This window comes from Phycisphaerae bacterium (genome assembly GCA_035384605.1).
Classification (GTDB): domain Bacteria; phylum Planctomycetota; class Phycisphaerae; order UBA1845; family PWPN01; genus JAUCQB01.
In genome coordinates, this window is the sequence record DAOOIV010000014.1 from 35,800 (window position 1) to 50,549 (window position 14,750).

Annotated in this window: 12 protein-coding genes; 7 read left to right on the forward strand and 5 right to left on the reverse strand. The window is 61.7% G+C overall.

The window, feature by feature from the left end:
- Window positions 1-23 precede the first annotated feature (23 nt).
- The 5 genes from PLL20_05635 to PLL20_05655 are packed head-to-tail and all read right to left on the reverse strand — an operon-like array spanning window position 24 to window position 4,870.
- The gene (locus PLL20_05635; GenBank protein ID HPD29455.1) at window positions 24-1,061 is read right to left on the reverse strand and encodes a hypothetical protein; all 1,038 of its coding nucleotides are present in this window, start codon (window positions 1,059-1,061) and stop codon (window positions 24-26) included.
- A gap of 24 nt (window positions 1,062-1,085) precedes the next feature.
- The gene (locus PLL20_05640; protein HPD29456.1) at window positions 1,086-1,970 is read right to left on the reverse strand and encodes a hypothetical protein; all 885 of its coding nucleotides are present in this window, start codon (window positions 1,968-1,970) and stop codon (window positions 1,086-1,088) included.
- Entirely contained in the window at window positions 1,967-3,070 is a 1,104-nt protein-coding gene (locus PLL20_05645) for an SUMF1/EgtB/PvdO family nonheme iron enzyme (protein HPD29457.1), read from the reverse strand. The genes PLL20_05640 and PLL20_05645 overlap by 4 nt, the downstream gene beginning before the upstream one ends.
- A gap of 42 nt (window positions 3,071-3,112) precedes the next feature.
- A complete protein-coding gene (locus PLL20_05650) occupies window positions 3,113-4,168 on the reverse strand; it encodes a hypothetical protein (GenBank protein HPD29458.1) in 1,056 nt (351 codons plus the stop codon).
- Window positions 4,169-4,171: 3 nt separating this feature from the next.
- Window positions 4,172-4,870 carry a hypothetical protein gene (locus PLL20_05655; protein HPD29459.1) on the reverse strand — a complete coding sequence of 233 codons (699 nt, stop codon included), beginning with the start codon at window positions 4,868-4,870 and terminating at the stop codon, window positions 4,172-4,174.
- A 656-nt stretch (window positions 4,871-5,526) separates the two neighbouring features.
- Between PLL20_05655 and PLL20_05660 the strand changes: the two genes are divergently transcribed.
- The 7 genes from PLL20_05660 (at window position 5,527) to PLL20_05690 (ending at window position 14,685) form a co-directional block, all read left to right on the forward strand.
- On the forward strand, window positions 5,527-5,964 hold the full coding sequence (locus tag PLL20_05660; GenBank protein ID HPD29460.1) for a hypothetical protein: 438 nt from the start codon (window positions 5,527-5,529) through the stop codon (window positions 5,962-5,964).
- An 880-nt stretch (window positions 5,965-6,844) separates the two neighbouring features.
- A complete protein-coding gene (locus PLL20_05665) occupies window positions 6,845-7,972 on the forward strand; it encodes a hypothetical protein (protein HPD29461.1) in 1,128 nt (375 codons plus the stop codon).
- A gap of 60 nt (window positions 7,973-8,032) precedes the next feature.
- Window positions 8,033-9,268: a hypothetical protein gene (locus tag PLL20_05670; GenBank protein HPD29462.1), complete on the forward strand. Its 1,236-nt coding sequence runs from the start codon at window positions 8,033-8,035 to the stop codon at window positions 9,266-9,268.
- A 105-nt stretch (window positions 9,269-9,373) separates the two neighbouring features.
- Window positions 9,374-10,207 (forward strand): hypothetical protein, encoded by an 834-nt coding sequence (locus PLL20_05675; protein ID HPD29463.1) that lies wholly within the window; start codon window positions 9,374-9,376, stop codon window positions 10,205-10,207.
- A gap of 502 nt (window positions 10,208-10,709) precedes the next feature.
- Complete coding sequence (locus PLL20_05680) at window positions 10,710-12,197, forward strand: NADH:flavin oxidoreductase (protein ID HPD29464.1); 1,488 nt, start codon at window positions 10,710-10,712, stop codon at window positions 12,195-12,197.
- A 13-nt stretch (window positions 12,198-12,210) separates the two neighbouring features.
- On the forward strand, window positions 12,211-12,813 hold the full coding sequence (locus tag PLL20_05685; GenBank protein HPD29465.1) for a CDP-alcohol phosphatidyltransferase family protein: 603 nt from the start codon (window positions 12,211-12,213) through the stop codon (window positions 12,811-12,813).
- Between the two features lie 60 nt (window positions 12,814-12,873).
- The gene (locus PLL20_05690) at window positions 12,874-14,685 is read left to right on the forward strand and encodes an FAD-dependent oxidoreductase (GenBank protein ID HPD29466.1); all 1,812 of its coding nucleotides are present in this window, start codon (window positions 12,874-12,876) and stop codon (window positions 14,683-14,685) included.
- Window positions 14,686-14,750: the final 65 nt, after the last annotated feature.

The following is a 14,750-nucleotide window of genomic DNA, read 5'->3' on the forward strand; positions in this document are numbered from 1 at the left end:
GAGGAACGATCGCCCCGACCCCGCTACGACACCTCTGCCGTCTGATGCAGACATGATCGGGCTTGTTCCGTCCGGCTGAGTAGTTGCCGGACGAGAGTTTGCTCGGCGGTTCCCTCGGCGCACCCCGACGTGTATCGTCGAGCGATTTCATCGACCATTTCCGGGTCGGCGACTGTGAGGCGATCGGCATCTTCACAGATAGCGGCCACGCGGCCCAGCGACTCAACCGCCGAGTCAGCGCAGGTCTCGCACGTCAGCCGGGCGATGTCCTCGAACCGACCCTCGCGGTGCCATCGTCTCAGCAACCCGAACCACGCCTGGAATTGAGCCGGCACCTCCGGCGGCGTCGAGTCACAGGCCCAAGCCTGCATCTGCGAGCCTGGCAGTTGCCGGAGCAATTGCGGATCTTGGCCTTCAATCAGGACCAGATGCATTCCGCGCGAAGGCGAAAACCGCAGATCGGTCGAGGCGTTCACGTGCTCACGAAGACTACGCGCCAGACTGAGCATGATCCAGTTCAGCATCGCCAGCGGTTTGCTTTCTCCGGTCAGCACCAACCGGCGGCCTTCAAGAAGCATCGCTGCCGCCGGCCAGATCCACCCAACCGCTTCCGGCGAGGCCAAGTCGCGTGTTCCGGGCGGCAGGACGAGCGGCTCGAGATGCGGAGGCGGTTTGAGCAGCGGTCCGGCCTCGCCAATTACCTTGCCGATGGCCGCGTGCACCGCGCCGGGGTTGCTGTCAAACGACCTGTATGCAGCCTCGTCCAGCAGGGCCATGTGCGTATAGACGCGCTGGCCGCCCCGACCGGTGTGCTCAACGCCGGCGTGGCAGACGTAGCCCACGCAGAACCGCCTGCTGGTCAGCCTGTAGCTCAGCAGGCCCACCGCGTCGGGCCTGCTTTCATACAGACTGCCGTGGGAAGGCGACCGAGCGGTGATCTCCGCTTTTTCGTCGGCTCGCACTCCGCGGCTGGCCGCGACGATGCGGTATCCCTGGCCCGTCGGCGTGCGGATCGAGGTGAAAACGGCCTGGTCGCACACCACCTGTGAAGCGGCGGACATTGCGTCACCTCCGTGTGAAACCTGCTACAGTTGGTCGACGACCCACTGGAAGGGCTCCAGGATACCCTGCAGCGCCGTGTGGAGCGGCACCGGAATCACGTAGTCTTCCTGCGGGGCCGTGGCGTAGCCCAGCGAGCCGACCACGCTGCACGCGAAAAACTCGAAGTTTGAAAGGCGGCTCTCACAGAGGTTCCACAACCGGTTCATGTTGGCCTTCACAAACTTGCGCGGGTCGTCAAAGCAATCGGGGCACTGGTCGGCTTTGCACAGCAGAATGGCCGTCGGCGTTCCGATACGTTGGTTGCGACCGGCGCCGTACATCGTGTCAATATAGCTCAGCATCCTCACCGCGAAGAAGTCGGGCTGCGAAGAGCCGTTGGCGGCCAGGGCCGCGTCCACCAGCAGCATCAACCCCGCCGACTTGTTCAGCAGGCTTCGGATGACCTTGAAGGTATTAGGCGCCGCCACCTCGGCGGCCAGCGATTCGCCCGCGATGTCGGGCATGATCAGATCCACCCACTTGGGTTGCGGGGAATGCTTGTATACCTGGTAGTACGCCCAGTACCACTGGTTGGCTTCCATCGGCGTCTTCGGTGGAAACATCCGCTGGGACATGTTGCTGATGACCGTCTGTTGAAGATCGATCGAGTATGCCCCTTTGGGGATCGCCTCAAAGTCGCCGGCCCGATGGGTCAGCATGTCGAGCAGAAAGCCCAGGTAGACCGTTTTGCCCACGTTGGTATCGCCGATGACGCTGACGATTTGCGGCTCGCGGTCCTGGGCGATCGAGTCGTGTACCAGGGCCATCGGGGCGGCGCACGACAGACACTGCGGCGTCTGAGCGGCATTGATCTCTTCGCAGATCATGCAGCGGTTGGGTGCGATGGTCGTTGTCCCTTGGCCTTTCATTGCGGCCTCCTTTCAGGATCGTTGGACGGTCCTTGGGCGGGCTGTGCCGGCGTCGTCCGCCCGGCCGTGGGCAGATCCGGGGACGGCGGTGTCTGACTGAGAGGCTGATCCTTGGCGTCCAGGTCCAATACGCAACGAAAGCCCACATTATGCATCCGAGCCAGGCTGGCGAGCCCCGTGCGGAAGCAACTCGTCGCTTGTGAGGCGAAATAAGTGTCGTAAGCCCCGCCCCGGATTTCCTTGAGCAGCATGTCTCCCACGACCTGTCGGCCGCAGTCGTCGGTGATCTCGTAGTTCGACGAGTTCCATTCCCAGACGTTGCCGATGAGCTGGAGCACCCCGTTGGGTGCCGCCCCGTTCTCATATTCGGTCACCGGCAGTGTGCCGCCGATGCCCGACGCCCAGATGTTGCACTTGGCAGTGTCCAGCGAATCTCCCCATGGATAGCGGCGTAGTACGTTCGCCGAACTGCGAATGCGCCAGCTTGCCGCCATCTGCCATTCCGCTCCGGTCGGCAGCCGATAACCCGCCCACAGAGCATACGCGGCGGCCTCGTAGTAGCAGATCCCCACGACCGGATGCCGGCTGAAACGTTTGTCGTGCCGGCCGTCCTGCCAATAACGCGGTCCGGGCTTGCCCGTCTGGTCCTTGAAGTCGATGAGGTGCGGCCAGATGTCTTGCGGCCAGAGCTGCAGATCCTCATATCCGCCCGAATCGACGAACTTCTGGTATTGCTCCTGCGTGACGCAGCAGCGGGCGAGGAGGAAAGGCTTGGTCTCGAAGTCCTCCTCGGGACTGCCGGGGAAATCGTTCACCGCCAGGCTGACCGATGCGAATCCCTCGGGAACCAGGGCGAATTGCTCATCGATGGCTTCGACGGCCGCCTGAAACACCGACTGGATCATCGCATGATCCTGCCACTGATCGCGGTTGCGAACGATCGCGCCGTATCGCTCCATCTGAAGCAGCCGTTGGAGGGGATCCTGATCGAGCTTGAGCGGCTCGGCCGGCTGGTAATCATCGCTCCTGCGGTGCGATGGCAGCCCTCGGTTGTTTTGTGGCTGCCGGTTCTTCCTTCTGCTCAGTAGCGCCAATCCCATAGTCGTACCCTTCTCAAGTGGCTCATGCGGCCCGACGGCCGGTCATGCGCCGATTGCCTTCCGCTTGGCATCCCTGCAGAGTTTCTGGAACCGTTCGATGGATTCGCGGGCCTCCTGTTCGGCCACCGACGGAACGTTGCGATTCGGAGCCTTGCCTTGTGCAAGCTCGGTTTCGGACAGCCCATACTGCGGCAGCAGATCGTTCTTCTGTTGAGACACCTTCTCCAGTTCCTGTTGGAGCTGGGTCTGGAGCTGGGCAAGGCTGTCTCGGGCCGCCGCGGCCTCCTGCATCCGGCCGTCCAACTCCTTCTGCATGCTTGCAACAGTTGCCTCCCGCTCGGCGACCGCCTTGGCTTTTTCCTCGATCGAAGCCGCCAGCCGGTTCATTTCCTCCTGTTTCGCCTTGATTGCCTCCTGCTCCTTGACCAGTGCCGCCTGCTGGCTCTTGAGTTGTTCTTCCAGGCCGCCCAGCGACGTCCGCTGTTTCTCCCAATCGCTGCGCTCCTTCTCAAAGTTGCTCGTCGCTTCCGCCAGCGAGGCCTTCGCGGATTCAACCTGCTTCAGATCTTTCTCGATCTCGGCGGCCCGCGCCTCGATCTTGGCCACTTCGGCCTTGAACTGCTGTTCCTCCTGGTCCAAAGCGGCCTTGCGACTGTTCAACGCGGCTTCGTCCCGCGAGATCGCCTCGGATTTGGAACGCACCTGCTCGGACTGCGTGCTCAACTCCCTGGTGAGCGCATCCAGTCGGGCTTGGGCTTCTTTCAGTTCCTGCTCGCGCTTCTGACATTCGGCCTCGCGAGCCGCCAGGGTCTTCTCGCGGTTCTCGTACTGTTCGCAGAGCTCCTGAGCCTGCTGATCGTGGTTCTTCGCTTCCTCGGTCAGGCGATGGGCATAGTCTTCAAGGGCCTTGCGGCACGATTCCAGAACCTGGGCGCGTGCTTCCAGCAGCTCGCGGACGGTCTGCATCGCGGATACGAGGTTCTGTTCCGTCGACTCGATCCTGCTCAAGTCGAAGGAGGGTACCGCGTTCGGTATCGCGGACCGGGTTTCAGTAACCGGCTCCGTGGCTTCCTTTTCTTTTGCTCTGGATCTCAGCATGTCTTATCTTCCCCTTCGGAACCACGACTTCTTGGAAGAGTCCGCTTTCGCGTTGGTCCGAGATGCCTGGTACTGTTCCAGGAGTTCGCGGACGCTCTTGTTATCTCCTCTCATGCGCCGCATCACCCTGATGGCCTTGGCGGTCTCGGGATCGAGGGACGCCAGCAGCATTTCATCTTCGTCCGCCTGTTGTGGCGATTCGGTCTCTGTCGGAGCGTTCGCAGAGGGGTTGGCCGGGTCAACGTACACGCGTATGTGCTTGCTGACCGCATCGCTGCTCCAGTCGACCGGCGGATGGGGCGGCTGATTCGCCGGCAAGGCGGTCTCCGGCACCTCCGACGCCGGTGCCGAAGTCTTTGCCTGGTCCGCGGTCGTGACTTGAGTCCGCGCCCGGGCCTCCGATTGCTGTTCCTCCACGGGTCCGGCCGTTGCCCCTGACTGGGGCTGGTTCTCTGGTTGGCTGTGCGAGGCCGCTCGGGATTCCAGGTCCGCTTGGAGCCGGGCGCATTCTTCGGCCTTGGTCTGCAGCTCTCGGCGGACCTCGGCCTGTATCTCAGCTTGCTCCAGAATCCAGGCCCGCAACTCGCCAAGCACGGCTTTCCAAGAGGCAAGTCCGGCGTCGAGGTCGGCGAATGCCTTGCGCAGGGCCTCATCGGGAGGAGGCACTCGAACTTCCTGGATGTCCTTCACCCTGCTGTCCATCGGTCCCCAATCCCACTTGAGCGAAGCTCCCTGCACGCGAAACCGACGTTCAGAGTGCCTCGTTCGCCAGGCAGTTAAACTGGTGACTCTAGGAAATATACGAAACGTTCTTGCTCGGCGGGACCTAATTTGGGTTATTTGTTTTCCGGTTGCCTGAGGGCACGAAAACCGTGTGCGGGGCAAGGGTGCTCGGTCGGCAGTTATCGGGACAAAGAAACGGAATACTTTCGGACCCTTTCACCACCGCCGGATGATCGGGCGTCCAGCCCGTAGTCCCGAGGAGGCAGCGTCTGGAACCTTACGGCCGAGCATCTGTGCGGCTTGCGCGCATGTTTCCGGATCACAGGGCACTCAGGTTGCGGCCTGCAAAAAGGCGGTCCCCCTTGGCTTCCTCTGAGGTTCTTTGGCGTTGCGCGGCTGGGTGATTGGTTGAGCCTGTTCTAACGACTGATAACGTTTCAACGTCTCGGAATGCCGCACTATCCATATTATCTTCCTTCGCCGCTTTCCTGAGCGGCACTTATATCGTAAATCTGTCTTGCGTTGTGCTGGGGACGAGAGACCCCCCATGTGAGGTCTCGCACGCATCGTGCTGCGATGGATGCCTAAAGGATCAGCCAAGCCGGCCCGGTGTAAGCTGAAAGGTTGGGACTGAGATGACGGAATGGGAAAAGGAATTTGCGAAGAAGATGGAGTTGCTCCACGAACAATCAACCACGTGTCTGGAGCAATTTCTGCAAGAAGATCTGCAAGCTGCCTTCGACTCCATCAGTGCCTTCCTGGCGCAGTGGAAGTTCCACACGTCCACTCCCCAGACTCAAGCGGGTAGGCGGTCATTCAAGTTCGGCTTGACCGAGGACGCTTATGTCATCGTCACATTCCGCCTGGAGGGCGTCGATGTGCTGGAGTGCGAGACCGAGTACGGTCTGCCTGCCGTAGGCAGAGTTACCGGAACGCGGAGTACCTCGAGCCTGCGAAAGGCCGATCAACCGTGGGCCGAAAGCTGTTTCCAGAAGGCTCTTGACGGACTGCTTGTCAAACTGGGCGAGCTGGACGCCAGGAAAAAGGGTCGAGAGCCTGTTCTGGTCGCATAGTCCGTGCTGGTTTCTTACAGGACTCTCATCCGCCGGCAAGGCTCTTCGGTTTGCCGGCCGCGAATGACGCCGGCTGGTTGACAGGGAGTCAGCGATGCTCCCTGTGTTCCCCGCAGGGCTATTCGGGTTTCTTCTGCATACGCGGTCGTTTGACCCACGTGCGACCCCTGTTTGGGGCTCAAAACTGCTTCTGACGGCTACCCGAACGCGTGCAATTTCCACTCGGGCTTCCAAAAAGCCGCTTCCGCATACCTCCGGTGATTTCTCGCGAGTGCCACGCCCGCAGGGCGCCAATAGGGACCGCTAACGAGGTCCTTCGTGTCGCGTATCCGAGCGGGCGGTCGTCAACCCCGTTCCTTGGCTAACAAGGACTTGATGGGGCGGCTCGCACGTTCTGTCAGATAATCTAGAATTTTACCGTTTCGCGGGAATGACCTTGCCTTTGAAGGATTGGCCAGATACGATAGCGGTAGAACCTCAGCGTACACCTCAATCTTTGGGAGAGAGAGGTCAACGCCGAGACATTTGAACGTGGACCGAGCAGGCCGGCTTGTGCAGCGGACCGTGTCTATGGAACGCGCAGGGCTTCTAAAGTTCGGCGGTTTCTGCGTTCAGCCCGCTCCGTCCGGGGGGTCCGAATCGCCGCGAAGGGGGCAGATGGTTCCCGTTTCGTCGGTCGAATCAGGGGGGTGGAATTCCCATCGTACCGGAGGAGTCAATGCGAGAAGATAACCGCGGTGGCAGGGTCCTCTAAGAAGCGGCATGCTGACGCGGATACCTTGTGTGACCGGTTCAGAAGAGACGGCGAGGGGCCAAGAAGGCAGTGGCGCGCAATCGGCTTCGCGTCACAACAAGAGGTGCAGTTCTTATGAGAATACGCATGTCACGTGTCAGGACCAGGGTCGTAAGCGCAGCGATGGCGGCAATGCTTGCCGTGTCGCCGATCGCGGTGATCTCGATGTCAATGGTTGCCGGTTGCGGCGGCGGAGGTTGCTGCCTCCCGACGATTCCATGCAAATGCGCTTTCCAGTTCGCGTCGGGCTTGCTCGCGATCTGGTTGCTCCGGAATAACGGACTCGGAGCGGACGGCATCTCTTGCTGGGATCTCAACGCCAACGGCACCTGTGATACCGCGACCGAGGACGTCAACGCCGACGGCGTCTGCAACGCCCTCGATTGCCAGGGTCTTGCGGGCGAGCCGGGGCAATCCATTCCCGGAATTGACGGTCTCAACTGCTGGGACCTGAACGCCAACGGCGTGGCCGATCCGGATGAAGACATCAACGGCGACGGCGCGTGGGATGCGTACGATTGCCGCGGGACCGCAGGGCCTCCAGGCAGCGACGGCAAGGACGGCAAGAACGGCAGCAACGGTCCGCCGGGGCCTCAAGGACCGACGCGGTTCGATCTCTTCATCGAGGATTTCTTCACCTACGGCCGGATCACGGACGACGTCCGCGGCCAGGGAGAAGTAATCAACATACAGGAACCGATTCTCAGCGCCGAGTACAGCTCGTTCGGCCCGATCGGTTTCCGCGTGTCCGTTCCGGAGATCTACACCGAGGGTAACCCGGTGACGTTGCGGCTGTTCTTCTGGCGCGAAGCCTGGTCTTCCGTTGGTTGCACCACCTTGCGGTTCGACGTTTTCCGATTGATACCGGGCGGGGGAATCGAGCGATATGGAGCCAATCCGGTCTGGCTGCGGCTGGAGCCCGGCAGCATGACCAATCCGGGCATGCTGGTGGTCGATCTGCCATTGAATACGGCACCGGACGGCCTCGGTTTCCCGAACGACCTCTACGCACCCCAGATGCTGGCGTTTGAGATCAGCGTCTTCGGAGTTGGCGACACGGTCTACCCGCCGGATCTTGACGGGGAATACACAGTCCTGGGGGCGGAGATCTTCGAGTCGCTTAGTGCCGCGGATACCGGCCTTTCGGGCGTCACCGTCTTCACCAGCAGTGCCGGCGTAGGAAGCTTCTGCGGAGCCGGCGGTGGAGACCTCTAGGATCAAGGACTACAGGGGAACGGCGGCGTGTGACATGTTGACCCAGAGAGGGTTGAATTCATGAAAATGATGCCGCGAATCAAGGGGAAGGTTGCCGGCCTGACCATGGCCGCACTGCTGGCGGCTTCACCATTGACACTGATCTCGATGTCCATGGTCACAGGCTGCGGAGGCGGAGGCTGCCTGCCGCCCATACCCTGCAAGTGTGCCTTTCAGTTTGCCGCCGGCATGCTGGCGATCTGGTTGCTGAGGGGTGGTCCGGACGGCGTCGGAGCAGCGGGCCTTCATTGCTGGGACCTTAATGCTGACGGAACGTGCGATCCGGCGACCGAGGACGCAAACACGGATGGCGTATGCGACGTCAACGATTGTCGAGGGCCGGACGGACCCGACGGCCAGCCGATTCCCGGTGTGGATGGTTTGCAGTGCTGGGATCTGAACGGCAACGGAATCGGTGAGGCAGAAGAGGACGCCAACGGCGACGGTCTGTTCAATGCACTGGACTGTCGCGGGCCGGCCGGACCTCCGGGCAACGACGGTGCCGACGGGACGAACGGTCAGCCTGGTCCTCCGGGGCCCCCAGGTCCCGATCTGTTCGACTGGTTCATCGAAGACTTCTTCACCTATGGCGAAATCAGCAACAGCGTCACCGGCCAAGGGGAGGTGATCAATATCCAGGAGCCCATTCTGGAGTGGGATGACCAAATCGGTGTCAATCCCATTGCCTTCCGCACGGCGATACCGGAAATCTATCATGACGGTAACCCGGTGACGTTGCGAGTATTCCTCTGGCGTGAGGCGACGGAAGGCCGGTGCACCGTGTTGCGGCTGGACATCTTCCGCGCGCTGCCGGGCCTGGGAATTGAGCGCTACGGGGTGCCGCTCTGGTTGCGGCTCAATGCCGCCGGGCTGACGAATCCCGATATGCTGGTTTTCGACCTGCCGCTCAATGTCCCGGGGCCCAAGGGCGTCGGCTTTGCGAATGACCTCTTTGCCGCACAAATGCTGGCCTTTGAACTCCGGGTGTTCGGGTACGGCGAAGGTGCTGCCTTGGATGCCCGGTACACGGTTCTGGGTGCGGAACTCTTCGAGTCCGCCAGCCCTGCGGACGTCATGCTGAAGAGGGTGACCCTGTTCACCAGCGAGCCGGATATCGATAAGGTCTGTAACGTCTGTGACCCCAATTCGCCATGGCCTGGGCAGTGCGATGACGGCAATCCGGAGACGCTCGACATCTGCCAACCGCTGCAGGAGGGCGGCTGGGGCGAGTGTTATAATATCGTCGTCGGCCCGTAAGCGGGTGTACGGACCGAAATGTTGAAAGAGAGTGATGCGCAGTCTGAGGCACTGGAACGAATCCGGGTCTCAGCGGTATCCAAGAGAAAGTGGAAGGAGAGAGAGATGAGGAGGATCGTATTACTGACAGCATGCGTGTGCCTGGCTGGGGCAGTGTCTTCGGCCCACGCACTCATGCTCTACGGCGTGTCGTACGACGAGCAGATATGGAAGATCGACCGTGCAACGGGCGCGATCGAGCTGTACAAGAACACCCCCGGGCTCAGGTGGTTCGGGGCGACCGACGGTCCGAGCGATGAGTCGTTTTTTGCGACAGGCGACGGCGGCTCGTTGTTCAAGATCGACATTGCGGCCGACACGGTCACCGCGATCGGAACTTACGGCGGGTCCGTCCGGTTGAGGAGTCTGGCCTATGCGGATCCTGTGTCGCCTGCCACCGAGGGCATCTTGTATGGCTCCGATTATCAGAACCTTTACACCATCGATCTTGTCACCGGCGTCGCCACCCTCATCGGACCCATCAAGCCGGTCGGCGAGCTCTTCGTCGGAGTCTGGTCGATGGACTATGATCCGGTGGCCCAGGCACTCTTCATCACCAACCTGGTGAACAATCCCATCACGCATGCAATCACGACGAAGCTGTATACGGTGAATCCGGCCAATGCCGAAGCAACGCTTGTCGGAGAGATCGCCGGCGCACTTCCGATTGCTGACATCTGGTATGACCGCGACTCGGGCAAGATGTTTGGTGTCACTCAGGTGAACGGGCAATTGTATGAGATCGACACGGCCACGGCCGGGGCGACGCCCATCGGCACCGCCCCTGGCGAGAACATCCTTGGCCTTGCCGGTGCGATGATCCCCGAGCCGGGCATGCTCATGCTGCTGGGACTCAGCGTGCTGGGCGTTCTTCGGGCCGGCCGGCGAAGCGTGCGGTGAGTGAGTTGGACTGACGATCCCGGTTGCTCATCCCGAGCCGAAAGGGCATCGCAGAGAAATACCCGCGGCGAAACCTGCGGGTGCGACGTCATCATCAATCAGTAGGTGTACGCCCAGGCCAGTCGGTCCTTGCCAGGGAGCATCGACCGGCTGGCTCTTTTTGTGCGGGTACCAGACGCCCGAACTCTTTTTGAGCCCGGCAAGCCGTGTGCCCCGTTCAGCGGACGCAGCGAGGCAAGACCAGGTATTCTGACACCGTAGGTTTGCCCGAAAGTCTGCCCCGCCATGGTTGCCACAGCGACCAGGGCCGGCTGCTCTTTGGCGTTCAGGCTTCCTCCTTCGTCATGTTCCGGCCATTGAGCCTCATTTGTCTGGGATTTCGTCCTTGGCCCTTTGATTCGTCCCGCCGGCCCCATCCCGGGGTTTTGAATCAGCCGCCGCGACCGTATACTGCTCTCGACGTGTGTATCCGTGAAGATGGTCTCTGGAGAAGGTGAGGCGGATGGCTGAATGGCGGGTCTACCCCAAGCTGGCCCAGTTGAAGGATGCCCAAGAGCTTATTGCTCGCTGGGCGGAACTGGGATACGACATTCCGTGTGACGGGCGGATTCTGACGGCGGCCGAAGGCTCGCCGCTCGCCGAGCCGATGACCGTGTTCGGCCGCCGCATCGGCAACCGCTGGTGCATCCAGCCCATGGAAGGCTGGGACGGGACGCTCGATGGAAGACCGTCGGAATGGACGCGGCGGAGATGGGAACGGTTCGGGAAGAGCGGTGCAAAGCTGATCTGGGGTGGAGAAGCGGTCGCGGTTCGCCACGATGGACGCGCTAATCCGAACCAGCTATGGATCAACTCAAACACCCAGGGCGATATCGCGGCTTTGCGCGAAGTCCTCGTCGGTGCTCACCGCGAGGTCACAGGCGGCAGCGAGGACCTGCTGATCGGTCTTCAGTTGACCCATTCAGGCCGTTTCTGCAAGCCCAACGACAACACGCGGATGGAGCCCCGGATCGCCTACCATCATCCGATCCTCGATGCGCGTTTCGGCATCAAGCCGGATGATGACTCGATCGTGTTTTCCGATGACGACCTTTGGCGGCTGATGGATGACTTTGTCGCGGCCTCGAGACTCGCGGCCGGGGCGGGTTTCGATTTCGTCGACCTCAAGTGCTGCCACGGATACCTCGGCCACGAACTGTTGGGTGGCCATACGCGGCCGGGAGCCTTCGGCGGTTCCTTCGAGAATCGGACGCGATTCATCCGCGAGCTGATCGGCCGCGTCCGGGCTGAAGTCCCCGGCCTTCACATCGGCGTCAGGCTGAGCGCTTTTGACCTCGTCCCCTTTGTCGACGATCCGGCGACTCGATCCGGCAGCCGCAAAGGTGTCGGAATCCCCGCAAGATTCGACCATTGTCTGCCGTATCGGTACGGCTTCGGGATCAACCCCGACAACCCGCTCGAATACGACCTCAGTGAGCCGATCCGTTTTCTCGAGATGCTGGCCGGCCTGGATGTCACTCTGGTCAACATCACCTGCGGCAGTCCGTATTACAACCCGCATATCCAGCGCCCCGCTTATTTCCCGCCGTCGGACGGCTATCAGCCGCCGGAGGACCCGCTGGTGGGCGTCGCCCGCCACATCGATGTCGTTCGTCAGTTCAAGCAGCGGTTTCCTGAGATGATCCTTGTGGGGTCGGGCTACACGTACCTTCAGGAGTTTCTGCCGCTGGTCGGCCAGGCCGTCGTGCGCAAGCGATGGGTCGATTTCGTCGGCATCGGCCGCATGGTCTTGAGTTACCCCGAGATGCCGATCCACTCGCTTCGCAAAGGCGAACTCGACACGCGACGGATCTGCCGGACCTTCAGCGACTGTACCACCGGGCCGCGAAAGGGCCTGATCAGCGGCTGCTACCCGCTTGACGAGGCGTATCGTCACTCGCAAGCGGGTCAGAAGCTCAAGGAACTCAAGAAGGCCGAAGAGGGGGGCTGACGCGAGACGGAGCATGTATAAGCTTTCCTGGCCTAACCGCGTGACCATGACCCGGATTCTGTTGGCAGGCCCGTTCGTCGTGGCTCTGCTTCACCTTCAGGATCCGCAATGGAGTGAGCTTGCCCGCTGGGCGGCGGTCGTCGTGTTCGTCCTGATGGCCATCAGCGACGGTCTCGACGGCTACCTCGCTCGTCGCCTCAAGGCCGAGAGCGCCCTGGGGAGGTTTCTTGATCCGCTGGCCGACAAGCTTGTGGTGCTCTCCTCGGTCGTGCTCCTGGCTCGTGAGAACACCAGCGTTCCCGGCATGCAGCTTCCCTCGACGGTTGCGGTGATTGCCATCGGCAAAGACTTGATCATCGTCGTGGGTTTCTGTCTGATCTACATGATTACCTCCAGCATCTACATCGAGGCCAAACGCCTGGGCAAATGGTGTACGGCCACCCAGTTGTTCATGGTCATTGCTATTCTGCTCTCGCCGAACGTTCCGGGGCCGCTGAAATGGGGGCCGGTGCTGTTGTGGTGGGCGGCGTCACTTCTGGCGATCGCCACCGTCATCCAGTACTTCAGGATGGGTCTCTACTTCATCAGCCGCCACGAGTCCCAGAAGGCCGCCTGAACGCCGAACTGGACCGTGGCGTTGCTTTTCGGCGATAATGGGGGCGGGGAGGTGACCACCATGGCGGCACCCACGCCGAAACTCCGTCGGCGCGACATACTGGCGGCGGGGGCATTTGCATATGGGCTGCTGAGCACCAAACGCAAGCTCGTCGCCGCGCCGCCGGAACACGTCATTGTCGACGTCGAGCAGTTGCGCGAAGTGAGCGTCGATACGACCGCCGAGCCCAAGGAGCAGCACTCGTGCGATATTCTTGTCGTGGGGGGCGGGCTCGGGGGGGTGGCGGCGGCGATCACCGCCACAGATGCCGGTAGAGAGGTGGTGCTCGTGGAGGAGACTGCCTGGCTCGGCGGCCAAGCCGCCAGTCAGGGCGTCAGTGCCCTCGACGAGAACGGCTGGATCGAGACCAGCGGCGGTACGTGCTCGTACCTGGCGTTTCGCAAGGCGGTCCGCGATTGGTATCGACGCAACGCGAAGCTCAAGCCCCAAGCAGCTCGCAAGGAGCACCTTAACCCCGGCAACGGCTGGGTCAGCCGCCTGTGCTTCGAACCCAAGGCGGCCTTGGCCGTGATCGACGACCTGCTCGCTCCGGCGGCCGCCCGAAATCGGCTGCGCGTGCTCAAGCGGTGTAAGGCCTACGCAGTGCGGATGGAAGACGATCACGTGGCCGCCGTGGATTTCGTCCACCTCGACTCGGGCGATCGTTTTCGCGTCAGGGCCCGGTACGCGATCGACTCCACGGAGCTGGGCGACTTGCTCGCGCTTGGTGCCGCCGAATTCGTCACCGGATTTGAATCGCGTCGGGAGACCGGCGAGCCGAACGCTCCCGACGAGAGCGACCCCGAGGACGTCCAGAGCTTCACCTATCCATTCGCGATTGAGCTTCGACGAGGCGAGCGGCATTTGATTCCGCAGCCGGCCGAATATGAGAGAAACGCAAAGCACCAACCTTACAGCCTCGACATCAGCAGACAGACCGGACGTCCTCCCTACGCCATGTTCACGACCCGGCCGGGGACTTATGGTCCGTTCTGGACCTATCGGCGTCTGATCGATGCAAGCCAGTTCGACGATCCGAACTATCGCAACGATGTCGCGATGATCAACTGGCCCGGCAACGACTTCCGCGGCGGCAACATTCTCTCAGGCACGCCCTCGCAGCAGATCGCGCTCCTGCGGGCTGCGAAGAATCTCAGCCTGGGGCTGCTGTGGTGGCTCCAGCACGAAGTCGAACGCGACGAAGGCGGTCGCGGTTACCCCGAGTTCAAGCTGCGACCCGACGTCATGGGCTCGACCGACGGCCTGTCGAAGTTCCCTTATATCCGCGAATCGCGCCGGCTGCGGGCCGTCAAAACGATCGTCGAGCAGGAAATCACGACCGCCGGACCCCGGGCCGTTCACTTCGATGATAGCGTGGGAATCGGTCACTATGGTATCGATATCCACGAAACCACCCGCCCGCGAAAGCTGGACTTCAAGCCGGCACGCCCGTTCCAGATTCCGCTCGGGGCTCTGATTCCGCGGCGGACGCTGAATTTGCTGGCGGGTTGCAAAAACGTCGGCACCACCCACATTACCAACGGCTGCTACCGCCTTCATCCGATCGAATGGGCCGTTGGCGAGGCCGCCGGCGAGACGGCCTCACTCTGTTTCGAGCGAGGTCGGCGTCCGAAAGACATTCTCGCGAACAAGGAGTTGTTGCGCACCCTCCAGCGCCGCCTCGTTGCCCGCGGCGCACCCATCATGTGGTATGATGACCTTCCGGTCGGCGACCCGCGATTCGAGAAGCTCCAGATGCTCCCATTCGAGTCGCCGGAGGTGATGGCCGGAATCCAGGGGAACCTTCACGCCCCGGACGTATCGCCAGGATGATGACGCCCGAAAGAGCCGGATATTGCTCGATTCTTGCTCATTGGCCGGATTACAGGGCAGAAGGA